The 25,369-nt window shown below is 31.8% G+C and carries 23 protein-coding genes and 1 pseudogene; all 24 read right to left on the bottom strand.

The genetic code is table 11. The features are described from left to right. Nucleotides 1–236: 236 nt before the first annotated feature. Entirely contained in the window at nucleotides 237–1,298 is a 1,062-nt protein-coding gene (locus CIW83_RS17995) for an alanine--glyoxylate aminotransferase family protein (protein ID WP_094903781.1), read from the bottom strand. Nucleotides 1,299–1,436: 138 nt separating this feature from the next. Then, on the bottom strand, nucleotides 1,437–2,843 hold the full coding sequence (locus tag CIW83_RS17990; protein WP_094903779.1) for a sodium:alanine symporter family protein: 1,407 nt from the start codon (nucleotides 2,841–2,843) through the stop codon (nucleotides 1,437–1,439). Between the two features lie 218 nt (nucleotides 2,844–3,061). Beyond that, a complete protein-coding gene (locus CIW83_RS17985; RefSeq protein WP_094903777.1) occupies nucleotides 3,062–3,472 on the bottom strand; it encodes a hypothetical protein in 411 nt (136 codons plus the stop codon). Beyond that, entirely contained in the window at nucleotides 3,459–3,926 is a 468-nt protein-coding gene (locus CIW83_RS17980; RefSeq protein ID WP_094903775.1) for a YkvA family protein, read from the bottom strand. Before CIW83_RS17980 ends, CIW83_RS17985 begins: the two co-directional genes overlap by 14 nt. A gap of 293 nt (nucleotides 3,927–4,219) precedes the next feature. Further along, nucleotides 4,220–5,184, bottom strand: a pseudogene (locus tag CIW83_RS17975) (BMP family protein). Between the two features lie 120 nt (nucleotides 5,185–5,304). Beyond that, nucleotides 5,305–5,844 (bottom strand): ABC transporter permease, encoded by a 540-nt coding sequence (locus CIW83_RS24540; protein WP_201260018.1) that lies wholly within the window; start codon nucleotides 5,842–5,844, stop codon nucleotides 5,305–5,307. Nucleotides 5,845–5,879: 35 nt separating this feature from the next. Beyond that, entirely contained in the window at nucleotides 5,880–6,236 is a 357-nt protein-coding gene (locus tag CIW83_RS24535) for a hypothetical protein (protein WP_201260017.1), read from the bottom strand. Continuing rightward, entirely contained in the window at nucleotides 6,236–7,336 is a 1,101-nt protein-coding gene (locus CIW83_RS17960) for an ABC transporter permease (RefSeq protein ID WP_158220169.1), read from the bottom strand. Before CIW83_RS17960 ends, CIW83_RS24535 begins: the two co-directional genes overlap by 1 nt. A gap of 13 nt (nucleotides 7,337–7,349) precedes the next feature. Further along, nucleotides 7,350–8,855, bottom strand: coding sequence for an ABC transporter ATP-binding protein (locus tag CIW83_RS17955; RefSeq protein ID WP_094903767.1), 1,506 nt, complete (start codon nucleotides 8,853–8,855; stop codon nucleotides 7,350–7,352). 211 nt (nucleotides 8,856–9,066) lie between these two features. After that, nucleotides 9,067–9,345: a flavoprotein gene (locus CIW83_RS24530; RefSeq protein WP_255374515.1), complete on the bottom strand. Its 279-nt coding sequence runs from the start codon at nucleotides 9,343–9,345 to the stop codon at nucleotides 9,067–9,069. Between the two features lie 44 nt (nucleotides 9,346–9,389). Beyond that, complete coding sequence (locus tag CIW83_RS24525; RefSeq protein ID WP_201260016.1) at nucleotides 9,390–9,644, bottom strand: flavoprotein; 255 nt, start codon at nucleotides 9,642–9,644, stop codon at nucleotides 9,390–9,392. Nucleotides 9,645–9,646: 2 nt separating this feature from the next. Continuing rightward, a complete protein-coding gene (dpsA, locus tag CIW83_RS17945; protein ID WP_094903765.1) occupies nucleotides 9,647–10,507 on the bottom strand; it encodes a dipicolinate synthase subunit DpsA in 861 nt (286 codons plus the stop codon). Nucleotides 10,508–10,642: 135 nt separating this feature from the next. Further along, complete coding sequence (locus tag CIW83_RS17940) at nucleotides 10,643–11,833, bottom strand: DHHW family protein (protein ID WP_094903763.1); 1,191 nt, start codon at nucleotides 11,831–11,833, stop codon at nucleotides 10,643–10,645. Nucleotides 11,834–11,843: 10 nt separating this feature from the next. Further along, a complete protein-coding gene (locus CIW83_RS17935) occupies nucleotides 11,844–13,058 on the bottom strand; it encodes an MBOAT family protein (protein ID WP_201260015.1) in 1,215 nt (404 codons plus the stop codon). After that, nucleotides 12,985–13,266 carry a hypothetical protein gene (locus tag CIW83_RS23305; RefSeq protein WP_201260014.1) on the bottom strand — a complete coding sequence of 94 codons (282 nt, stop codon included), beginning with the start codon at nucleotides 13,264–13,266 and terminating at the stop codon, nucleotides 12,985–12,987. Before CIW83_RS23305 ends, CIW83_RS17935 begins: the two co-directional genes overlap by 74 nt. Nucleotides 13,267–13,395: 129 nt before the next feature. Beyond that, nucleotides 13,396–14,295 (bottom strand): DMT family transporter, encoded by a 900-nt coding sequence (locus CIW83_RS17930; protein WP_094903760.1) that lies wholly within the window; start codon nucleotides 14,293–14,295, stop codon nucleotides 13,396–13,398. A 133-nt stretch (nucleotides 14,296–14,428) separates the two neighbouring features. Continuing rightward, nucleotides 14,429–15,529 (bottom strand): hypothetical protein, encoded by a 1,101-nt coding sequence (locus CIW83_RS17925; RefSeq protein ID WP_094903758.1) that lies wholly within the window; start codon nucleotides 15,527–15,529, stop codon nucleotides 14,429–14,431. 27 nt (nucleotides 15,530–15,556) lie between these two features. Next, nucleotides 15,557–16,048: an RNA polymerase sigma factor gene (locus CIW83_RS17920; RefSeq protein WP_201260013.1), complete on the bottom strand. Its 492-nt coding sequence runs from the start codon at nucleotides 16,046–16,048 to the stop codon at nucleotides 15,557–15,559. 594 nt (nucleotides 16,049–16,642) lie between these two features. Next, nucleotides 16,643–16,837, bottom strand: a complete 195-nt coding sequence (locus CIW83_RS17915) for a DUF4177 domain-containing protein (RefSeq protein WP_094903756.1) — start codon at nucleotides 16,835–16,837, stop codon at nucleotides 16,643–16,645. 184 nt (nucleotides 16,838–17,021) lie between these two features. Further along, on the bottom strand, nucleotides 17,022–17,828 hold the full coding sequence (locus CIW83_RS17910) for a DMT family transporter (protein WP_201260012.1): 807 nt from the start codon (nucleotides 17,826–17,828) through the stop codon (nucleotides 17,022–17,024). Nucleotides 17,829–17,927: 99 nt separating this feature from the next. Further along, nucleotides 17,928–21,362, bottom strand: a complete 3,435-nt coding sequence (locus tag CIW83_RS17905) for a pyruvate carboxylase (RefSeq protein WP_094903754.1) — start codon at nucleotides 21,360–21,362, stop codon at nucleotides 17,928–17,930. Then, nucleotides 21,363–22,370 (bottom strand): isocitrate/isopropylmalate dehydrogenase family protein, encoded by a 1,008-nt coding sequence (locus CIW83_RS17900; protein WP_094903752.1) that lies wholly within the window; start codon nucleotides 22,368–22,370, stop codon nucleotides 21,363–21,365. A gap of 2 nt (nucleotides 22,371–22,372) precedes the next feature. Then, a complete protein-coding gene (locus CIW83_RS17895) occupies nucleotides 22,373–24,289 on the bottom strand; it encodes an aconitate hydratase (RefSeq protein ID WP_094903750.1) in 1,917 nt (638 codons plus the stop codon). Between the two features lie 22 nt (nucleotides 24,290–24,311). Next, nucleotides 24,312–25,334, bottom strand: a complete 1,023-nt coding sequence (locus tag CIW83_RS17890; protein ID WP_235601404.1) for a 2-isopropylmalate synthase — start codon at nucleotides 25,332–25,334, stop codon at nucleotides 24,312–24,314. Between the last annotated feature and the right edge of the window lie 35 nt (nucleotides 25,335–25,369).

Raw genomic sequence — 25,369 nt, 5'->3', positions numbered from 1 at the left:
ATCATTACTAATTTACGATTTTTCATTATTACTTCCTCCCTTTTTACTATTGTTAATTTCTATTTTACCATGTTAAATACAATGAATCAATAAATAAAATTATTTATAAGAAAATTTCGTATAAAAACTACCACTTTTTATAAAAGGATCGCTTATTTCAGCCATCTAAAAAGATACTCCCCTTTCAGTATTAAATACATTTAAGAGAAGTATCTCCTTTAATTGATTAAGTTTTTTTATTTTATCTTTGCTAATGCTTCAAGAAAGGCTTCTACATCTTCCTTATACACATATCCCATAGTACCTACTCTAAACATATCATCAGCAATAGGGTCTAGTCCTCCATTTACTACTATCCCCTGCTCTCCCAGAGCTTTGACTATTTCTTTAGCTTTTCCTGGAGCATATACTGCTGTTAAAGTTTTAGAAGCGTATTTTTCATCTTTGGGAAATATACTATATCCAAGTTCTTTAACCCCTTCTATTATTCTCATTGTATTTTCAGTATGTCTCTTATATACATTATCCAATCCTTCTTCAAATATCATTTTTAGAGCCTCATCTACTGCAAACACATTATATACAGATGGAGTATTTGGTGTTTGATTTTTTTCTTGGAATGCTCTTGCCTTCTTTAAATCAAAGTAGAATTTTGGAATATTAGAATTTTCTACTGCCCTCCAAGCCTTATCATTTAAAGATATGAATGATAATCCTGCTGGTACCATAAGTGCTTTTTGAGAACTTGATAAAACTACGTCTATATTCCATTCATCCATTCTCATTTCTAATCCGCCTGCTCCACTTACGGAGTCTGTTATTAATAGTATATCACTATCTCCTAATGCTTTGCCAAATGCTTCTAAATCATTAGATATTCCTGTTGCACTCTCATTATGAATTATAAATACTCCTTTAGTATTAGGAGTTAAATGATCCATCACCTTACCAACGTCTGCTGCTTCACCTAAATCAAATTCTACTCTAATGACCTTTAACTGATAAGCTTCTGCCATATCTGCAAACTGCTTGCTAAAAGTTCCTAAAACTGGTACTACTACTTCATCTCCAAAGGAAAAACAATTTTGTATAGCTGCTTCCATGGCTCCTGTTCCTGATGATGTTAATATATAAACTTCATTTTCTGTTTTAAATAATTTTTTTAATCCATTTCTTACTCTTTCATGAATTTCACAATATTCCTTGGATCTATGGGATATTGATTTTCTATTCATTGCATTTAAAACCCTCTCTGGGACCGCCGTTGGTCCTACCATCATTGATATTTCTCTTTTCATATTTACTCCCCCTTTTTTACTATACGTAAAAATCATTTACTATTGTTAAATTCATTGTAACTCGTTCTAATACTTATGTCAATATATAAAAATAAAAAAGACCTTCTTATTTACATAAGAAGATCTTAAATCTAGTATCTATTCTTCATTCCACCAATCTACATTCCCTAGTTGTGGAATACTTTTAGATTTGAATTTTGGATTTTTTCCCTCTCTTAACTGTCCAACGTAATCCTTTAATGCTGCAAATACTATAGGAGATAATTTAGTTATTACCAATAAATTAATAACTGCTAAAATACCCATAAATACATCTGCCGTATCCCATACTAATGAAAAACTACTTATTGAGCCAAAGAATACCATAGCTAAAGCTAATATTCTATACCCAATTAGAAACACTGGATTTGTATCTAAAAATTCAATATTTGTTTCTCCATAATAATAGTTTCCAATTATTGAGCTATAAGCAAATAAAAAGACGCATATTGCAATAAAAGTGCTACCCCAAGAGCCCACTTGGGAAGCTACAGCTGCCTGTGTAATCTGTACTCCTTTGAGTCCTGATGAATTTTCAAGAACTCCTGATAATAATATTATAAATGCAGTAGCACTACATACTAGAAGGGTATCTACAAAAACTCCAATACTTTGTATAAAGCCTTGCTTTATTGGATGCGATGTATCTGCTGTTGCAGCTGCATTTGGAACGCTTCCCATCCCCGCTTCATTTGAAAATAATCCTCTTCTAACACCATTCATAATTGTTACGCCTAGTGTGCCACCTGCTATCTGTGTAATCCCGAAAGCATTCTGAAATATTAATTTAAACATAGATGGAATTAAAGTTATATTTTTTATCATTATGAATATGGCAACCCCTATATATAAAGTAGCCATAATAGGTACTATAATTGCAGATACTGAAGCTATTCTCTTAACTCCACCAAATATTATATATCCTGTAATAATAACTAAAATAATTCCAGTAATAATTTCTTTAATTCCAAAAGCTTCATTAAACGCTCCTGCTATGGTATTGGACTGCACAGTATTAAATACAAATCCAAAGGTTATTGTAATTAGTACTGAAAATATTACTCCAAGCCATCTCATATTTAGACCTTGATTAATATAATATGCTGGTCCTCCTCTGAAGGTTTCCCCATCTCTAACTTTATAAATTTGTCCTAATGTACTTTCAACTAAACTTGAACCTGCACCAATTAAGGCAATAATCCACATCCAGAATACTGCTCCTGGTCCACCTGTGGCTATGGCAATAGCTACACCAGCTATATTTCCAGTTCCTATTCTAGAAGCAGCAGATATACAGAAAGCTTGAAATGATGATATTCCTTTCTTACCGTCTCTCATTTCTGCTTCCTCTGTCAATAGGCCAATACTATGACCTAATAGTGTAAATTGAGAAAATTTGCTTTTAAAAGTAAAGTAAACTCCAAGTCCAATTAGTAAGACTATTAAGATATAAGAATAAAGCCAGTTGTTTAAAATTGAAACAATTCTTTCAATGCCTTGTAACATAGTATACCTCCTTAAGTAATATTATACTGTCCATCACTATTGCATTACTGTTCTAAAGTAATGTTGAATATTTTTTTATTATACTATGTTTCATTAAATATTGCAAGTTTTTTATATTTTGATTCTTTTATTAAATTATACTGAATATTCAGCTTTATTGTGTTATTTTTTTACATTTTTGCAAAACAAAAAGAGAGGAACTCTCTCTTTTCTTATACTCAAGTTGCACATATCGTCTTATACATTTTGAAGAAGGTATAAGTAGTATCAATTTCTTCTTCTGTTAGTTGGCTAGAACTAAGGATTTCCGTGGACTCTTTATCTTCATCTTCAAATATTTTCTCCATTCTAAACACATATACAAGATTAATAGCTTCATCTCTTACTAGATTTAGAGCTTTAATAAATTTTATCTTATCATTTTTATAGATTTCTCCAGCAATCTTAGCAAATTCTATTGTAAACTCTCCAGAAGGATTGCTATATAGTTTCAAAATTTTACCCAATTCTTCTATATTTCTTGAATCATAGTCTCTTATATATGCAAAGATTTCATTTAATTTCTCTGGTTTTCTTGATATTTCATTCCAATCAACCCAATATAGTTCTTCTATATCAATTTTCTTCACCATTATTCTCCTTGTGGTCAACATCTTCTACATCCTCAACAATTTCTACCTCCACTTCTATTGAATCCTCATTATCATTGGCAACTTTCCATTTTTTATATACATTTAGCTCATCTGAGATTTTTTTAATCACATATGCAATTACGGCTAAATCATCAATAAATCCAGCCACTAAAAAATCTGGTATCAAATCTAATGGATTTACTAAGTATAGCAAAGATATTATTATCATTATTATAGAGCCTTTCGATATTTCTCTATAATCTCCTCTCATCCAATCTTTAAGTAAATCTAAAAATAGTTTTATATCTTCCCAAACTTCCATCAATGTTTTATTGCCTTCTACCTTTTTCTTAGTTGAATTCAACAGATTCTTTAATCTGTCTCTATCAAAATAAATTGTATTAGCCTTTCCTTCTAATCGTCTTAAAATTTCTTCAACATCTATCTTCATTTTCAAACCTCCATCTTAAGTTTCCTTCATTTCTTTATCTATAGCTTTATCTTAATTATACTATAATTCTAGCTTTTTTATCCCTAGTTTAATTTAATATTTTTAATTTCAATTATAGTATAGTAAATAAAAATATAAAAGAACTTTTAACGAAATATTGTAAGATAGCATTTTTAAAAATCTATATAGATCAAGTTCTTTTTACAAAATCAAAATCAAATGAGAATTCTCCTATATGTCATAAAAAATTCCAATCAGATTAATGAACCTGACTGGAATCCTTTATATTTTAATTATTGACCTTTATATGGATTTGTAATTTTTCCTTCTTTAAGCTCTTTAATAGCTTCATTTACTTTGTCTTTCACATCTTGCTTTACATCTTTTCCCCATTGCATATCCAGTACATCGTCTGCCCATCCTAGTGAAGCTCCTACAGGTTTAAGCTCACCATTTATTAATTGCTCAACAGTATTTTTAAATAATCCCGGAGTATTATAAGTAACAGATGAAATAACAGTATCTGGGGCAACATCGTTTTGTGGCGAAATATATCCTACAGCTTTAACACCCTTTGATTTTGCAGCTTCTATTGAACCTAAACCAACTTGATTAGCACTACAGAAAATAACATCTGCCCCAGCTTCTGCCATTGCAAGAGCAGTTTCTTTACCTTTTTGTATATCCTCCCAAGAGTTTACATAGGTTTTTGTAACCTTTATTGAAGGATCAATAGTTTGTGCTGCCACTTCAAATGCATCCAAAGTACCAGCTATAACTGGGAATGGGAATGAACCAATGGCTCCCAATTGTTTGTTTTTAGTATTCATAGCAGAAATTATACCTGCTATATATCCGCCTTCCCATTCTCTAACACCGATTCCACCAACATTTGGCTCTTGACCTTCTTCACTATTTATAACCATATAGAAAGTATTAGGAAATTGAGGTCCTACTTTTTTGCTGCATCAAAAAACTGAGTTCCATGGGCGAATACTAAATCATACCCTTTTGTTCCATAGTCTGTAAATACAGCTTCAAAATCAGCTTGTTGAACAGATTCTATATACTCCATTTTTATACCTAAATCCTTTTCTACTAGCTTTAATCCTTCATAAGCCGTGGCATTCCACCCCTGATCATTTATAGGTCCTGGTAATAATAATACTATTTTATAATCTTTTTTTCCATCTGCTGTAGTGGAAGTATCATTATCTTTTCTTGATGAACAACCTGCTAATAAACCAACTAAAAACATTGAAACTAGGAGTAATGCTAAAATTCTTTTCTTTGTAAACATTTTTATTCCCCCTTAATTTTATATATATTGGATTGTAATAGCGGATGGTATATTAAAACACCTCCCCTCCTTTTGTAATTATTTCTCGTATGCCCTTCCAAGCGCCTTTGGTGACGTAGTGCGTCCAACAATTCCTGTGACTGCTACTACAGTAAGTAAATATGGAAACATCAGCAGAAATTGATAAGGTATTCCTAGTCCTGCCATTTGCATCCTTATTTGAAGTGCATCTGCAACCCCGAATATTAAGGAGGCCATTAATACTCCCTTGGGATTCCACTTTCCAAATATTACAGCTGCTACTGCTATAAATCCTCTTCCCGATACCATATTATCAACAAACATATTAAATTGTCCAAGTGATAAAAAGCATCCTCCAAGCCCCGCCAATGCGCCAGATACCAATACACATATTGTTCTTACTTTATTTACAGGTATACCTACAGTATCTGCTGCCATTGGATGTTCTCCTACTGTTCTAATACTAAGCCCTATAGATGTCTTATAAAAAATGTAATAAGATATTGGCACAAGTAAAAATGCTATATATACAAGTATGGTTTGTCTAAAAAATATTTCACCTATTATTGGTATGTTGGAAAGGATTGGGATATTCACTGGTTCAAAAGCTTTTACAGTTATAGGTACAGTAGTTATTCCAAATAGAGCTCTATAAAAAAACTAGTTAGTCCTATGGCCAAAAGATTTATTGCAACACCACTAACTATTTGATTTATTTTGATTTTTACTGTTATAAAAGCAAAAAGTGCAGATATTAAAATTCCACTTAATATTGCCACCAAAGCTCCAATCCAATAGCTTCCTGTAAAATAAGACCCTACTACTCCTGCAAAAGCTCCAACTAACATCATGCCTTCCAGACCTATGTTTACTACTCCAGATCTTTCTGAATACATTCCCCCTAATGCAGCAAATAGTATTGGAACTGAAAGCCTAATGGATGCAGATAATAACGCAACAATAAACGTAATACTTAGTATGTCTTTCATCACTCTAACACCCTTTCTTTGCGATTTAACATAAGTTCAATCTTAGGTCTTATGGCATTTCCCCCTAGGACAAATATTATAATTAAAGCTTGGATTATGCTTACTATGTTTGCTGGAACTCCTACCCCTCTTTGCATTGAATTTGCTCCTGTTTGAAGCATACCAAGAAGTATTGATGATATAACCACACCTACAGGATTTGCATTACCTAAAAGTGCTGCTGCTATCCCATCAAAACCAACATTTTTAGAGAAATTATCCAAGAGTCTATGGTGAATACCATTTATTTCTGTAAAGCCCGCTACCCCTGCCAAAGCTCCGCTTATGGCTAGAGAAATTATAATATTTTTTCTAATATTTATACCTGAATATTCTGCACCATCTGAATTATATCCTACAGCCCTAAGTCTATAACCAAAGGGAGTTTTCCATAAAATAATATATACCGTTATTGAAATTATCACTGCTATAATAAAACCTATATGTAGTCTAGTGTTGGAAACTACATAGGGAAGAAATCCATTTTCTCCTATTAGATCTGTTTGTGGATAAAATCCACTTGATTCTCTAAGCGGTTTATCTACTAAATAACTAATAAAATATAATGCCACATAGTTAAACATTATTGTAGTAATTATCTCAGATGAGCCAAATATTCCTTTAAGTATCCCTGGTATCATTCCCCATATTCCACCTGCTATTATTGCTGCCAATAAGCAAAGGGATATGGTGATAAACGGACTGAGATGCCCAGTTTTTAATCCTACAAATGCTGCCGCCATAGCACCTGCAAACATTTGTCCTTCCCCGCCTATATTAAATAGCCCTGTCCTAAAAGCAAATGCAAAGGAAAGTCCTGTTAATATAATAGGTGTAGCTTTTACAAAAATCTCAGCAATATTGTAGATGTTTGTGAAATTCCCAAAGATTAAATATTTATAAGCTTCTAGTGGATTAACCTCTATAAATAGTAAAAGTACGCTCCCAATCAGCAATGCTAATAATACTGATACCAGCGGTATAAAAATTGTCAAAATTTTATTCCTATTAAAGACTTTACTTGAGATTTTCTTATTAAGATAATCCTGAATTTTGTTCACAATTTTTCCTCCTTTAATTAGCTCCTGCCATCATTAAACCTATTTTGCTTTCTTCAAAATCATTCTTATCCATCTCCCCTACTATACTGCCTTTATATATTACAGCGATTCTATCAGATAGTAGGTTAATTTCTGAAAGTTCTGTAGAAATTAACAGTACTGCAGTGCCTTGCTCTTTAGCTTTTATAATCTGTTGATGAATAAATTCCGATGCTCCTATATCTACTCCTCTAGTAGGCTGGACAGCAATTAGTAATTTTGGCAATTTATCTACTTCCCTTGCTACGACTATTTTTTGCTGGTTTCCACCTGATAGTTTCCTAGCTTCAGAATTTCTGCATGGAGTTTTAATTGAATATTTTTCAATCATATGGTCAGCATGTTTATTTATTGTATTGAAATCAAAGAAAAATCTTTTTCTAAATGGATTCTTATAATAATCTTTCAGTATTAGATTCTCACTAACAGAAAAATCTAATATTAACCCTCTTTTATGTCTATCTTCTGGAATATAACCTACACCTCTTTTTATTATTTCTGAAATGGATTTCCCTTTAATTTCCTCGCCATTTAATAAAATGCTGCCTGAATTCCCTTGAATTAGTCCAACTATTGCCTCTGCCAATTCTTTTTGTCCATTCCCATCTACTCCAGCAATGCCTAAAATTTCTCCAGAGCATATTTTTAAGCTTATATTCTCTAAAGCTTTTATTCCTTTTTCCATTTCATAAGATAAATTCTTTAATTCAAGTACAGGCCCTCCCGGACAACAAACACTATCTTTTTCCATAGCTGAAAGTTCTCTGCCTATCATAAATTTTGCAAGTTCAAGGTCATTTGTCTCTTTAGTATTAATTGTCTTTGTTACTCTACCATCCCTCAATACAGTAACTCTATCGCATACAAACATTACTTCCTTTAATTTATGAGTAATCAATATTATAGACATTCCAGTATCAGCCATTTTTCTTAGTGTAGTAAACAACTCTTCAGTTTCCTGTGGAGTAAGTACAGCTGTTGGTTCATCCATTATAAGTAATTTTGCTCCTCTATATAGAGCTTTAACTATTTCAACTCTTTGTTGTTCTCCTACAGATAGGTCTGAAACCTTTGTATCTAAGGATATTTCCATTCCATATTTGGCTGCAATTCTTTCTATTTCCTCTTTGAGTTTTTCCTCCTTAATTACCAAACCTTTTTCCTTTCCCATGCCCATGATGATATTTTCTAATACTGTATGAACTGGTACAAGCATGAAATGTTGATGTATCATTCCTATTCCTAAATCTATGGCATCTTTAGAGGATTTTAAGTTAAGCTTTTTGTCTTCAAAAAATATTTCTCCCTTATCAGGTTGATACAGACCATATAATACATTCATCAATGTTGACTTTCCCGCACCATTTTCTCCTAAAAGAGAATGTATTTCTCCTTTCTTTACCTCAAAATTAATACCTTCATTTGCTACCAATGTTCCAAAATACTTGGATATTGAACACATCTTTAATATTGTATCCATGTTATCCCTCCCGTCTAATATTAATTACTACTCTATATGCATAATTTCTCTAAAATATTAGAATATCCTTTGTTATATTTCTATAAAACCGAGGTTGAAAATTTAAAATATTTTGATTATTTTTTATATATTAATTACATCCTTTTTAAAATAAATAAGTAACGCTTTTGGTGTCAGGCACCAAAAGCGTTACTTATTTACAACTCTTTTATTATACTAGCAATGGCTGTATTTGCTTACTCTTTAATGCTTCAATTATAGTAGGTATTATCATATCATAGTGAGCTATTAATGAGGTAGATTTTTTTACAGGGTCATCTTGCCCAAAAGGTACAAAATAAACATTTTTTTTATCTAGCAACATACCTAAATTTTTTGCATTTCCACTGAGTCCATCATTAGTAGATATAGCAATTATTGCAGGTTTGTTATTCCTTAAATGGGCCTTAAAAGCCATACATACTGGTGTATCAGTAATGGCATTCGCCAGTTTTGCAAGGGTATTTCCTGTACATGGGGCTACAACTATTATATCTAGAAATTTCCTGGACCTATACCCTCTGCATCCTGTATAGTAGATATAATTTCCTTACCTGTTGCCTTTGTTATCTTATCTTTCCATTCTTTTGCTAATCCAAACCTAGTATCAAAATCATTTGCATTATATGACATAATTGGATATACATCTGCTCCTTCATTAACCAGTCTCTCTATTTCAACTAAAATTGTTTCAAATGTACAAAATGAACCTGTAATAGCTATACCAACCTTTACATCTTTCAATAACATTCCTATCCCCCCAACTCTTCAATAATATTATAAATAGTATCTTTCATAATTTCAGCTGCTGTCATAGGTGCTACTTTACCAGGTAGTCCCAATGCCCAAACAGTTTTTATCCCTAGTTCTTTAGATTTTTCAAAATCTACTCCACCTGGTATAGAAGCAAGGTCAACTATCAAGGATTCTTTCCTTAGCTTCAGTAACATCTCTTCATTTAAAACCATAGATGGAATAGTATTGAATATTACATCCATCTCATGAATATAAGCCCCTATCTCATTTAAATGTAATGGAATATAGCCATAGCTGCTGACCCATGCTAAGTCCGTATAGTTTCTAGCCTCAACATATACATTTGCTCCTATGCCTTGAAGCATATTAGCTAGAACTTTACCTATTCTACCAAATCCTAAAACCATAGTGTTTGCTCCATGAATAGTAATATCTAGTTCTTCCATAGCTACTTGAATAGCACCCTCTGCTGTAGGAATAGCATTTAATACTGCCATTTCCTCTCTTCTGAGGAGATCTATAGTATTAATATTGTAGAAGGATGCAATACTAGATATTTCCTTAGATATTTTACCTGCTATAAATAGTTGATCGGAATTCATATTCTTAAATATTTCTTCTATAATTATTTTTTCCGAATACAAAGGTGTATTTAGTAGAGTATTGTCATTAGAGCATGGTAGTGGTCCTATAATTATATTAGATTCTTTAATAACTAAGTCTAGTTTCTCACTTATTTCTAACGTGTTATTTTCTAACCTATCAAAACCAAATAATTTAATATTATGACCATCTTTTCTAAGCAGTTTTGCTAATTTAATACTTCTCTCGTCTCCACCTAATACTGATATTCTCATACCTTCCCTCCCATACTTAAAAAGACATTAAGTAATACATATTATGTATTTAAAAATTTAAGGTGCTTGTATATCTATATAAAAGAAAAAGCCTTAATGATATTCATTAAGACTTCTAAAAAAATATTTATTAATCTAATCAAATTTTCCATTACCCTCCAAAGTACCATAATTTAAATCATCTCTAATCATAAGAACAATATCAGGCTTATGCTCTTTAATATAATCATATAAGCTCTTATCTTTATAATGTCTTAAGTCCAATATTCGAGTTTCATTAAAATGATAGTAAAGTAGTGGTTCCATTGCATTCGTAAAAGAGTCACCAAAGATCAATAAATTAGGCAGATCTTTTCTATTAGTTTTGATAACAGTTTCTGCATGATCTCCTCCCATAAATACATTATAGGTAGGTCTTCCATCATTATCCTTATTAATTTGATAGAAATCAGGATCTAATTGTCCATTTGTGAATTTCTCATATGAAATTTTTTCAATGGGATAACCAATTTCTATCTTTTCATCGGTAGGATATAGATAAGCTAGTTTTCTATTTCTACTTCCTGAAATCGGATTAGAAAGAGTAATGAAATCTATTTCGTCTTCTGCCAAAGGCAATCTAACATTATCTATCCTAACCTTATCAATTAAATTTTGAATTATCTCTGTATAAGCCTTATATGCTCCTCTAAATGTATAATGATGATCAGTTTTAAAATAATAATCTTCCCTAACATCTTGTCTATATTTTTCAGCCATATTAATATAATCAATCTTATTTTCTTTTAATGCTTCAAACATAGTTGTTTCATTATTATCTAAATACTCTTCATTGTTACGATAATAATCTGGATATTTGCTTCTCAAATAAGAAGCTTGCTCTGGAATACCAACAAATAAAAAATGTCCGCCATATTCCCTAATATATTTATCAAGCTCACCAATATTATTAGCCATAGTATTAATTTTTTCACTATAAAATTTTAAATCATGATTTGTATTAAATGGTATAAATGGTAATAGATTTCCTTCTTTAGCCATTACAATTTTATTAATATCACTTTTATTTAAAATGGACATATTCAGAAAAATATATTTCTCAATCCAATAATCCCTGCTATAAATATGGTCTGTTAAATAAGTTTCCCATCCTTTAAAATATTCTCCACTTAGCAAGGACTCTCTGGTAAAGAATGGGGCATTTGCTAATGTTCTATTCTCAAGTATAGACACTTTCTCATCTTCTGTAATTATAGTCATAAATATACCTAAATAAATTATAAGCAGAAAAGAAACTGTCAGGTAATATTTTTTAAGACTTTTCATTAAAACACCTCTAAAATCTAAAGTAAATAAATGGGTTGAATGTTGAATTTATCAAATACATAATGCATAGTAAAAATAATGCTATAATAAAAAAGGGCTTTACATAATCAATGATTAAGACTTTAATCCATGAATCTGACATCTTATCTAATCTCTTCTGAATAGCAGGATAGACTGGAATAGATGCTATTATAGCTATTATAAATAGATATTTATATTCAATTAAATAATATATTCCTTGTGAACTGATCAATCCTTGTCCACCTATGCCAAACATAGCCATAAGATAATCTTTGGCATATGAAATGGTTTCGGATCTAAAAAGTAACCATCCTATAATTACAAAAAACATTGTATATATATGCTGAAATGGTCTCTTTAATTTTTCAATATATTTTCCAATAAACATCTTTTCTAATACTAATATAAATCCATAATATAATCCCCAAAGAATAAAGTTCCAAGCTGCTCCATGCCATAATCCAGTTAGAAACCACACTACAAATATATTTCTTAAAAACTTACTTTTACTTACTCTATTACCTCCTAAAGGTATATAAACATAATCTCTAAACCAAGTACTTAGAGATATATGCCAACGTCTCCAGAATTCAGTAATAGATCTAGAAATATATGGATAATTGAAATTCTCTAAAAATTCAAATCCAAACATATGCCCTAGCCCAATTGCCATATCTGAATATCCTGAAAAATCAAAGTAAATTTGTGCAGTATATGATATTATTCCAATCCATGCAAGGATTACAGACAAATCTGATGTTTGAAGCTTAAATATTTCATCAGCAATAAACCCTACATTATTAGCGATTAAAACTTTTTTACTTAAACCTAATATGAATCTTTCAATTCCATAAGAGAAACCTTCTAGGTTTTCAGTTCTATCATCTATTTGCTCTGCTACTGTTTCATATCTTACAATTGGACCAGCAATTAATTGTGGAAAAAGAGATATATACAAAGCAACATTAAAAGGATTTCTCTGAACTTTACCATCACCACGATAAACATCTATAACATAACTTAATCCTTGGAATGTAAAGAATGAAATTCCAATAGGCATTACAATATTAAGTAAAGGAAGTGATGAATTAAATATTTGATTAATATTCTCTACTATAAAATTAGTATATTTATAATATTCCAATAATGAAAAGATTGATAAATACAGACAAAAATATAATAAATCTAGCCATCTTCTTTTCATTTCTATATTTATCTACAAATAGTCCCATTAAATAATTTACAAATATGGATAGAAGCATAATAATTAAATACTTTGGTTCTCCATATCCATAAAAAAACAAGCTAAATATCAATAGTACTGAATTTCTCAATTTCCTTGGAGATATATAATAAAGCAAAATTACTGATGGTAAAAAAACAAATAAGAAAATAAGACTACTAAATAACATAATTTCCTCCCGAAATTTATTTATGATATTTAGTATATCATAAATATAATTATTTCAACAGCATATGTAATGAGACTAAATCTAAAAGATTTAGTCTCATTACATATATTCTTACTATAATGCTAAGATTTAAAATAAAAATAATACTGCTACACCCGCAACAGTTGTTATCGCCCCTAGTATTTCTTTAAGTTTTATCTTCTCTTTAAAAACTAACATTGATAATGGTATTATAGTTACTGGAACTATTGAAGTTATCGTAGATGATATTCCCGCTGAAGTATATTGCAAGGATAGTAATGATAATGATACTCCAACAAAGGGTCCAAAGATAGAACCTATAGTAATTCCCAACATTGCCTTTTTATCTTTTAACGCTAACCTCAAGTCATCCCATTTTTTCAAATATATAAACAATATTGTAAAACTTATAAATCCAGCTATTATACGTATCTGAGTTGCTGCAAAAGGATTATATTCTCCCATACCTATTTTACTAAATATTAGTCCTACCGATTGTCCAAGAGAACCTAAAAATGCATAAGTAAGTCCCTTTACCGAATGAGTTATTTTTATCTTTTTCTCATCGGGATTTTTACTCAATATAACTATTGCTATTCCAAGGAGTGTTATTGCCATTCCAAGAATGCTAATTACCCTTAGCTTTTCACCAAAAATAATAAATCCAAGTAATGCCGCAATAGGTGGAGATGTGGCCATTATCAGCATAGATACTCTAGACCCCACCTCTAGATAGGATTGAAATAAAAATAAATCACCTATAAAAAACCCTATTAATCCAGATATACTTAAAAATATCCAATTTTTTGATGTTGCATCAATAGGTAGAAAATATCCTCTAGTAAAAAAGGTAAATACACTAATGAATATAAAACCTGTAACTAATCGAATATAATTTACTGATAATGATCCCACTTTTTTTCCTGATAACTCAAATGCCGTAGCACTTAATGACCAACAAAAGGCAGTGGCTAGTGCAGCTAATTCTCCTACGTTTGATTTAAGCATCTTCAGTCCTCTCTTTCACAATTAACTATAGGATTATAATATAGTATTTTATTGATTCATTCAATATGATATTTAAGGAGGACTAAAGAACTATCTTGCTAATGATAATATATTGTTCACACTAACCAATACATTAATTATTTTTTCTATAGGTCATAACTGTAATGACTCCATCAGCATCTCTCGAAAAAACAAGGATATTGTCATCATCCATAAATCTACTGTCAGAGAAGCCTACTTGACCTTCTTCAAATAAACTATTAATATCTGCTTTAAGTTTATGTTCAGCAAAGTAGTAATTAATCATACCCTCCTTGTCAGGAACCACTTTCTGTACCGATTCTGGTATTAATACAGCATCTTTTAATAAAGCTTCAATATCTATTAGTTCTTCATTCATTGATTCTTCATCTGATGTCTCCTGATTTCTTAGCAATGTCTGAATATACTTCTCTGCTTCCTCATAATTTCCTTTTGATGGATCTATAGGTAAATCAAATAAAGCGTTGATTCCTTCATAATCTGTATTACGGCTGATTTCACCTGTCTCTGCATTAAACTTATAGGCATTAGTAATATCGAAATTATCCATAACAGCAATGTACAATCCTCTGTCTGCAAAAACTTCTATATCATCACATTCCATGGTCCTATACATTATCCCATCTTTTACAAACCAGCTTGCTCCACCATTCATTGTAAAAATATTAAGGTCTTTCGGGTGATGTCCTTTTATAAAAGGTGAAACAAGAAATGATATTTCATCATATAATGGATCACGGGAATCAGGCATTGGTGTTCCGTCTACCTTGGAAATAGCGAGTACTGAATATGTTCTATTTGGAAATATTTCTTCTGCAGAGTGTTTAAAATCACTGATTTCTTTACCAGATACTATTCCCATTAAGGTTATCTTATAATCTCCAATAGTCTGAGTCTGATCTATAGATACAGCTCCTTCACCATCAAAAGCAAGGGCAAGTCCATTATCCCCTAAATTCTCTGCAATTTCCTTAGGTGTTAGTAGCTTCCATGCTGCAAATGCTGAAATAGATGTTGCTACTATAAGTATAACAACCATAGCTGATACCGATAATCTCCTTTTATTTATACCTTTCATCCTACTTCTCTCCCCTATCTTATTTATAATTTTTCGATTCAAGCTGTCATCTGGTTCATTATCTGAAGAAAGGACTTGCCATAGCATTTTGTCTAATCTTTCAAAATCCTTCATATCCATTGACCTCCATATATTCTTTAATTAATTTTCTGGCTTTATAAAGCTACTCTTTACAGTTCCAGTTGGAATTTTAAGTGCGGATGCAATATCTTCAATCGATAATCCAGTATTGTAGTACATATATAAAGGTATTTTCAATCTATCATTTAACGATGCTGAAGCTCTATCAATCATCGTATAAGCTTCATTGTTTATGGCTACAAGTTCTGGTGTTGTAGTATCAATCATGTATGACTCATTATCAAAATCATCTTTAAATTCTACTATCTTTGCAATCCTATGCCTCCAACCAAATTTTCTATTCTGATTCTTCCATATATTTGCTGCAATAGCTATGAGAAAGCTCTTTGGATTTTTGTTTCTATCTATTTTATGGCATAACTCTATGGCTTTCAAAAAGGTTTCCTGATATAAATCATCCGCCTGATGTTTATCCATTGTCAATTTACAACAAAATCCATACACATCCTTACCATGGTTTTCAATTAAATGAGTTAACTCTGCAACATCCAATCCCTTATCCCCTCCTCTGCCTTAACCTTTCTTAAAAAATATTATACATTGATCGGCCTCTCATCTATATATTGTAATAACTTCTAATTAGGTTCATATTTTTTACAACCAATAGGGAAGTTCTATTCTAACATTTTAGAATTGAGAACTTGCTATGACCTCAATGAATCTTAAGCAGATTGCCGAAATCTTTGATTTCGTGCAAGTCGCTTATGCAGCGGCCAAGAAAAGCTGCCTTTAATGTAACTTTAGAAGCTTTTCTTATAATTTATAACATAAAAATGGACTAACTTAGATAAAACCTTGTAATATGAAGGTTTACTAATTTAGTCCAATTATAACAGATTCATCTATAGCAGCAAAATTCTAAAAGTCTTACCTCTTTCTCAAAATCTACTAGTTTTTTTACTTTAGAAAAATATCTTACCTCTACATATTAACTTTAATATCTCTGCCTGAATACCTTCATATGTATTATCTGACCAAAGGTCTAAGGTCATTGTTATAAGTTATTTAGGTTTATTTGTATTTACAATTGTGATATTGTTTTGCATATTACTCCCAACAAATTTCCCTATATTTTTTTGCTTAATACTATTTTCTTCTTTTGAAGACAGCTATTGCTTCTCTGCTATAGCCATTACTGGCATTTGTTGAAAAACAAGATACTAGTTCCCATCCTTGCTCTCCCAATTTATTAAGCTCATAATCAAATTCCTCTATCTCTAGTATACCTCCCATCATACCTCTAGGTTCAACCTTAATAGTCTTATATTCCCATTTTTCCAAAATAACCACTCCCATTATTATAGATTAGTAAGCAAACTCCTTCTTTTTTACATCTATTTAATATTATATAAATTTAAAATTGGAACAAATTCTCTGCTTATTTTAATATCTTATCCCTCCACACTTTCCAACTTAGATACATAAATTCCTCTTAATACTACAGTAACTATAACCACTATACCGCCTATGATAGCATATGTTCCGGCTTTTCGCCTGCAAAAATATATACCCATAACGGATTTAACAAAGGCTCCATCACAGTAATTAAAATAGCTTCTAATGCAGTAAGGTATTTTGTTGAATTCACGTAAAAAATATAAGGAATACCAAGTTGAAATACTCCCATTATAAGGATTATAATGATACTTTTGATATCTGGTAATGGAGTAAATATCAGAAAAGGTATCGCTACAATAAATGTTAAAATATTTCCAAAAAAAGTAGTATCCATAGCAGAACCATCTTTTTGCAATCTAAGTGATATAGTCATACAAGCCATAGAAAATCCCGATAGTATAGCTATAATATTACCTAATGTATTCCCTATATTCACATTATCTATGAAAAATAATATCATTCCTAAAAATACAATTGCAATTGAAATTATATCATACCATCGAATCTTTTCCTTTAAAATCCATACTCCTAAAATTGCAACAAATATAGGTGCTGTATATTGTAATAATATTGCATTTGCTGATGTAGTAAGTTTATTTGCCATAATAAAAAATAACATAGTAGTGCAAGTGGTTATAGCTCCTAAAACCTGTGGCTTTGTTTTTGTAAATTTGGGTTTCTTTATATAGGTCAGCATCACTAATGCAGCTATAAAGCTTCTCAGCCCTGATATTGATACTGGATTCCAATCTACTAATTTAACAAATATACCACCTGTGCTCCACATTATTGCGGCAATTGCCGCTAAAATTATTCCTTTACATCTATCTTTTTTACATCCATTTATATTCTCACCCTTTAAGAAAATTTTCATCTTATATATTCTACATAATTTTCTCCAATCTTGCTATGCTTTTTTAGAATAAATTATTAAAAGGTTAAGCTAATTATTTAGCCTAACCTTTTATATTTCCTATTCTAATCTTATCAAAAGTTCACCAGCTTCTACATTTTGACCTTCCTTAACAGCTATTGAACTTACAGTACCCGCAGCAGCTGCAGTAATTTGTGTTTCCATCTTCATTGCCTCAATTATTGCAACTAATTGGCCTTCTATAACTTTCTCACCAGTTTTTATTAGAATCTTTGCTACTGTTCCCGGAATACTTGATCCAATCTCCAATTTATTTTCAGGGTCTGCCATCTGTATTGTAAAGGCTCCTTCCTTTACAATATTACTTGCCTTATCAAGTATTTTTATAGCTCTTCTACTATCATTGACTTCAAAATATAAAGTTCTATATCCTCTATCATCTAATCTACCTATTTCAAGGAGCTTAATGACTAAAATCTTACCCTCTTCTACTTCTACTTCTCCAGTTTCACCTTCCCTTAAACCATAAAAGAATATATCGCTACCCATTCTACTAAAGTCTCCATGTTCTTCAACATACCTTAGATAATCCTCGAAAACCTTAGGATATAGGGAATAAGATAATAAGTCTTTCCTTTGTGGAATTATATTATATTTCTCATTTAGATACTCTTCAATTTTTTCAAAATCCTCAGGAGGAAGTAATTCTCCTGGTCTACAGGTAATAGGCTCTTCACCTTTTAATACCAATTTTTGAAGCCTCTCAGGGAATCCCCCCATGGGTTGACCCATCATACCTTGAAAATATGAAACTACTGAATCTGGAAATGCCATATCCTTAGCTTTATCATAGATATTTTCTGGAGTTAAGTCATTTTGCACCATAAATATAGCCATATCTCCTACAACCTTGGAAGTTGGTGTTACCTTTACAATATCTCCAAGCATTTCATTAACAACTCTATACATTTCTTTTACATCATCAAATCTATGGCCTAACCCAAAACTCTCAACCTGAGGTTTAAGGTTGGAATATTGTCCTCCTGGAATTTCATATTTATATATTTCTGCAGTTCCTGATTTTAACCCCGATTCAAATTGACTATATATTGGCCTTATTGTACTCCAATAGTCAGAGATAACTTGTAAATCATCTAAATTTAATCCTGTACATCTATCTGTATGTTCCAAAGCTGCAACTACAGAATTTAATGCAGGTTGAGATGTTAAACCTGCCATGCTATTAAATGCAGTATCTAATATATCTACACCGGCATGAGCTGCCATTAGTACTGTTGCTATTCCATTTCCACTGGTATCATGGGTATGAAGATGAATAGGAATACTAATCTCTGATTTCAATGCCTTAACTAATTCATAGGCTGCTTGAGGTTTTAATAAGGAAGACATATCTTTAATCCCCAGTATATGAGCTCCCGTTTTTTCTATTTCCTTAGCGGTCTTTATATAATAATCCAAGTTATATTTAGTCTTTGATTTATCTAAAATATCTCCAGTATAACAGATACAGGCTTCCGCTACTTTTCCTACCTTCAAAACCTCATCTATAGCTACTTCCATGCCCTTTAGCCAATTCAGTGAGTCAAATATTCTAAAAACATCTATACCCTTTTCAGCAGCTTCTCTTACGAACTCCCTAATTACATTATCTGGATAATTTCTATATCCTACTGCGTTGGCACCTCTTAGAAGCATTTGAAACAATACATTAGGTATCTTCTTTCTTAGGACTTCTAATCTTTCCCAAGGAGATTCTTTTAAAAACCTATAAGCCACATCAAAGGTTGCTCCTCCCCACATTTCTAAAGAAAATAACTCTTTTCCTAGCACTGAAATAGCTTTAGAGATTCTATGCATATCAGCAGTTCTCATTCTAGTGGCCATCAGAGATTGATGTGCATCCCTTAGTGTAGTATCTGTAATTAGCAGAGATTTACTGTCTTTAATCCATTCTACTAAACCTTCAGGACCTTTTTCATCTAATATTTGCTTAGTACCGTATTGGCCTCTAGGTCTATTTACCTTCGGCACCTTTGGAATATCAAAATCTGGTTTGTTACCTATAGTTTCATTTACTACCTTTTCTCCTATAAAGTTTAGAACCTTTAGTTCAATATCCACCTTTGCAGTAATATCAAATAATTCTGGATTATGAGAAATAAATCCAGTATCACATTTTCCATTTAAAAAATCCTCATGATTTAATACATTTATTAAAAAAGGAATATTAGTCTTTACTCCTCTAATTTTTACTTCCTTTAATGCTCTTTTTACTTTTCTTGCAGCATCTTCAAAAGTCCTAGACCAGGAAGTTACCTTTACTAAAAGACTATCATAATAGGGGCTAATGTTTGCGCCAGTAAATCCACTACCTCCGTCAAGTCTGATACCAAACCCAGAACCAGTTCTATATATATCAATATTACCTGTATCTGGAGCAAAGTTATTTAATGGATCCTCTGTAGTAACCCTGCATTGTATTGCATAGCCTCTTATCTGTATGCTTTCCTGTCCTTTAATTCCTATTTCATCAGAATCGAGAGGATATCCCTGAGCTATTAAAATTTGAGACTGGACTATATCAATTCCTGTAACCATCTCAGATACAGTATGTTCTACCTGTATCCTAGGATTTACCTCAATAAAATAGTGATTTCCATGTTTATCTAATAAAAATTCAACAGTCCCAGCATTTCTATAATTAACAGCCTTCGCTATTTTAACTGCATCATTACATATATTTTGCCTTTGCTCTTCTGTAATAGAAAATGCAGGAGTATATTCAATAACCTTTTGATGTCTTCTCTGTATAGAGCAATCCCTCTCAAATAAATGAACTATATTTCCATATTTATCTCCTAATATCTGAACCTCTATATGCTTTGGCTTTTCAAGATATTTTTCAATAAATATATCATCAATACCAAAAGCTTTTTTAGCTTCATTTTTTGCACTATAGTATTCCCTTATTAAATCCTTTTCATCTCTTACAACCCTCATGCCTCTGCCGCCGCCGCCAGCAGCTGCTTTAAGTATAACAGGATATCCGGCAAATCTAGCAAACTCTATTGCTTCTTCTTCAGAAGCTACTGCTTTTTCAATTCCTGGGATAGTTGGTACTCCAACACTATGTGCTACCTTTTTAGACTTTATCTTATCCCCTAGACTATCCATCATCTCATGTGTTGGTCCTATAAATTCAATGCCTACTTCTTTACATTTTCTTGCTAACTCTGGATTCTCAGATAAAAATCCATAACCTGGATGGATAGCATCTACTCCTTTTTTCAATGATAATTTAATAATTTCATCTATATTTAAATATGCTTCTATAGGTCCTTTATTTCTTCCTATTAAATAAGATTCATCAGCTTTTGTTCTAAATAAGGAGTTCTTATCTTCATTAGAATAAATAGCCACGGTCCTTATTCCAAGTTCATTACAAGCTCTGAATATCCTTATTGCGATTTCTCCTCTATTGGCGACTAACACCTTTTTAAATTTATTTTCCATTTATAACACCTCCAGATGCTTAATAATCTCTTCTGTAAATTCTTTAGTTCCTAGATTTCCTCCTAGATCTATTGTCTTACTATCTTTATTCTCGAATGTAAAAGCCAAAGCTTTCTCTATTCTAATTGCAGCTTCAAGCTCACCTATATGTTTCAACATCATTATTCCAGATAATATTGCTGAAGTAGGGTTTGCTATATTCTTTCCTGCAATGTCTGGTGCTGATCCATGAACTGGCTCAAACACTGCAATTCCTTCTCCTATATTAGCTCCAGGGGCTAACCCTAATCCACCTATAAATCCTGCTGATAAATCGGATAATATATCACCATATAGATTGGGTGCAACGATTATATCATAATCACTTGGTAATTGAACAAGTTTCATACACATAGCATCTATTATTATGTCTTCAAATTCTATATCCTTATACTCTTCTGAAATCTTTCTTCCACATTCTAGAAATAAACCATCGGATAATTTCATAATATTGGCTTTATGGGCTAGTGTGACTTTTTTTCTTCCTTCCTTCTTTGCCAATTCAAAAGCATATCTACATATCCTTTCACTTGCTTTTCTAGTTATTATTTTGATACTCTCAGCCGCATCTTCACCTATCATATGCTCTATACCTGCATATAGATCCTCTGTATTTTCCCTTACTATGATGAAATCTACATTTTTATGTAAACCATCAACACCAGGATAAGATTTTATTGGTCTTATATTTGCAAAGAGATTTAATCCCTGTCTCAATCCTACATTAACGCTTCTAAATCCTTTGCCTATTGGAGTAGTTATAGGCCCTTTTAATGCTACTTTATTTTTCTTTATGCTATTTAGTACATAATCCGGAAGAGGTGTACCATAAGTTGTAATGGAACTCTCTCCAGCCTTAACTATTTCCCAATTTATATTAAGATTGGTGGCTTCAATAATTTCTACTACAGAAGATATAACTTCTGGTCCTATACCATCTCCTAAAATTAAAGATATATTATGTTCCATAATTATTCCCCTTTCATATTTAGAAGTCCACCAGCTTTGAGCATATCTCTTTGCCTTTCAGTTATATCTAATATCAATTTATATACTTTACTTTTAATTCTATTATTTACAATAATCTTATCTTCATTAATCTGATCCAGCATATTTTCAATAACTAATTCATCTAACATATCTATATCATTAAAATCATCTTCATTCTCGAACACTAAAGGAATTATCCCATTATTGATTAAGTTTTGTTTATGAATTCTTGCAAAGGATTTAGCTATTATAGACCTAATCCCCAGATATACTGGAACTAAAGCTGCATGTTCACGACTTGAACCTTGCCCATAGTTAAATCCTGCGACAATAATACCTCCGCCATTTTCCTTAGCTCTTTTAGGAAACTCTATGTCACAAGGTGTTAAACAGTAATCCGATAGATATGGAATATTAGATCTATATGGTAAAAGCTTAGCATTAGAAGGCATTATATGATCTGTAGTTATATCATCTCTCACTTTAATTAATACTTTTCCCTTAATCTCTCCTCCTAATTCCTTAGATTTTGGAAAAGGTTTAATGTTTGGTCCACGGATAATATCTATATCTTCTCCATAATCAGCTGAATTAACAATTAAATTATCATTTATTAAAAACCTTTCTGGCATAAATATATTTATATTTTCCATATAACCTGATGGATTAGTAATATATCCCGTTAAAGCTGACACTGCTGCTACTTCAGGACTTACTAAATATACATTTGCAGAAGGAGTTCCACATCTTCCTTTAAAATTTCTATTAAATGTCCTCAAAGATATACCATCAGTAATTGGAGCCTGTCCCATACCTATGCAGGGACCACATCCAGATTCAAGTATTCTAGCTCCAGCTGATATAAGTTTAGAAAGTCCTCCATTTGCAGCAAGCATATTTAACACTTGTTTTGAACCTGGAGAAATAACCAAAGACACATCCTCTGATATAGTTTTTCCATCTAAAATTTCTGCAACTTTCATTAGATCCATATAAGATGAATTAGTACAGCTCCCTATTGCTACTTGATTTACTTTAATATCTTTTAATGTAGATACTGGAACTACGTTATCGGGACTATGAGGACAAGCTACCATTGGCTCTAATTCATCAAGATTTATTACTATTTCTTCGTCATAAAAAGCATCATCATCAGCCACTATGTTCCTATATTCCTTCTCCCTTCCTTGAAGTTTTAAAAATTCATAAGTAATTTCATCAGAAGGAAATATAGAGGTTGTAGCACCTAGTTCTGCTCCCATATTAGTTATGGTTGCTCTTTCTGGGACAGATAAAGATTTAACCCCTTCGCCTATATATTCAAATATTTTATTAAGTCCACCTACTACCTTATATCTTTTTAAAACTTCAAGAATAATATCCTTAGCAGATACACCAGGATTTAATTTACCTGTTAGCTCAACTTTCACAATATAAGGCATAGTTATATAATACTCTCCCCCAGCCATTGCTACAGCCACATCTAGTCCTCCTGCCCCTATGGCTAACATTCCTAATCCTCCGCAGGTAGGTGTATGGCTATCAGACCCTAAAAGCGTTTCCCCAGGTACTCCAAATCTTTCTAAGTGTACTTGATGACATATTCCATTTCCTGGCTTTGAAAAATATATTCCATATTTTTTCGCAACTGTCTGAATATATAAATGGTCATCTGCATTTTCTGGACCAGTTTGAAGCATATTGTGGTCAATATAGGCTACTGATTTTTTTGTCTTAACTCTATCTACTCCAATGGCCTCAAACTGTAAATAAGCCATGGTTCCAGTTGAATCCTGTGTAAGAGTTTGATCTATTTTTAATCCTATTTCACTTCCTCTTATTAAATCTCCAGTAACTAGGTGATCCTTTATTATCTTTTCTGCAACAGTTAATTTCATCTTTTTTACCTCCAATCAACATCTAAATTGCCTTTGTTTCTTCCTTGCCTAAGATATTTGGAATAAATTTAAATACTAATTCCTTAAGCTCATCATTGCCAATATTTGAAGTTCTTCCATTAGCATATTCTTCATCCATCCATTTTTTAATTGGCAAAATCCTCTGGTCATTTTTATCTATTTTCTTTATATCACTTAGTTTAAAATATCCATTTATCCAAGCAGCAATACCTGCCAATCCAGAGTATGAATTTACTGCAACTATTGGTGGTCTACCTAGAATCTTTTCAGTATCAAAGCTATTATATATTTCTTTATTTTTTAACATACCATCTGCATGGATTCCAGCCCTAGTGACATTAAATTCACTCCCTACAAAAGGTGTACGAGCTGGTACAATATAGTTCAATTCCCTTCCAAAATAATCAGCTATATCAGAAATTATTTTAAGATCCATATTCTTAGTAGTTCCCTTTATTTGTGCATATTCAAATACCATGGCTTCTAATGGACAATTCCCAGTTCTTTCACCAATTCCAAATAATGTAGAATTGACAGAGGAACCTCCAAATAACCAAGAAGTAGTTGAATTTACAACCACAGAATTAAAATCATTATGTCCATGCCACTCGATAGATGATGAAGGCACATCACAATAATATCTTAATCCATGAATAAGGGCAGGTACCGATCTAGGTAACTCTACTCCAACATGAGGAATTCCTACCCCTAAGGTATCACAAGCCCTTATCTTCACAGGTATTTTATACTTATCAGATAATCCCATTAAATTCTTCGCCAATGGAGCTACAAATCCAAAGAAATCTGCACGAGTTATATCTTCAAAATGACATCTCGGAGTGATTCCATTTTCCAAAGCGGCCTCAGCAATAGAAAGATAAGTCTGCATTGCTTCTCTTCTAGTCATATTTAGTTTATGAAATATGTGATAGTCAGAGCAAGACATAAGTATACCTGTTTCTTTAATTCCCATCTCTTTTACTAATTTAAAATCCTCTTTATTAGCCCTAATCCAAGAAGTAATCTGTGGAAACTCATATCCTCTTTTAATACATTCTT

It is taken from the genome of Tissierella sp. P1 (assembly GCF_002266425.1).
Taxonomy (GTDB): domain Bacteria; phylum Bacillota; class Clostridia; order Tissierellales; family Tissierellaceae; genus Tissierella; species Tissierella carlieri.
Note: the sequence above shows the minus strand (reverse complement) of the source record. Positions and strands in the feature narration are given on the sequence as shown.